Origin of the sequence: Streptomyces parvulus, from assembly GCF_014648855.1 — a bacterium.
In the GTDB taxonomy this organism is placed as follows: domain Bacteria; phylum Actinomycetota; class Actinomycetes; order Streptomycetales; family Streptomycetaceae; genus Streptomyces; species Streptomyces parvulus.
Genome location: NZ_BMRX01000056.1, coordinates 1 through 582 on the forward strand (window position 1 = coordinate 1; position 582 = coordinate 582).

Below are 582 nucleotides of genomic sequence, written 5' to 3' on the forward strand. Positions count from 1 at the left end.
TTGTGGCTGGGTTCGTTGAAGTCGAATGTGGGGCATGCGCAGGCGGCTGCGGGTGTGGGCGGGGTCATCAAGATGGTGATGGCTCTGGAGCACGGTGTGCTGCCCAAGACGCTGCACGTGGATGAGCCGTCGTCGCGGGTGGACTGGTCCGCCGGCGCGGTGGAGTTGCTGGCCGAGCAGCGTGAGTGGCCCGAGGTGGGTCGTCCGCGTCGGGCGGGGGTGTCGTCGTTCGGGGTGAGCGGGACGAACGCGCACGTGATCCTGGAGCAGGCACCGGCGGTCGAGTCGGTCGCAGGGCCGGAGGCGGTGCGCGACCTGCCCGTCGTCCCGCTGGTCTTCAGCGCCAAGTCGCAAGTCGCGTTGGAGGACCAGTCCGCACTTGTGACGCGGCTGCTTGAGTCGGCAGGCGACGTGCGGCCGCTCGATGTGGCGTTCAGCCTGGCCACGGGCCGGTCGGTGTTCGAGCACCGGCAGGTCCGGGTCGGTGAGGTCACGGTGGAGGGCGTCGCCTCGGACTCGTCCGGCCGGACGGTGCTGGTGTTCCCGGGTCAGGGGACGCAGTGGGCGGGGATGGGCCGTGAA

The 582-nt window shown here is 70.4% G+C and carries 1 protein-coding gene; it reads left to right on the forward strand.

Going from position 1 to position 582, the window contains the following annotated elements; translation table 11 throughout:
* A partial coding sequence (locus tag IE108_RS34680) for a ketoacyl-synthetase C-terminal extension domain-containing protein (RefSeq protein ID WP_189397859.1) occupies positions 1-582 on the forward strand: 582 nt, incomplete at both ends.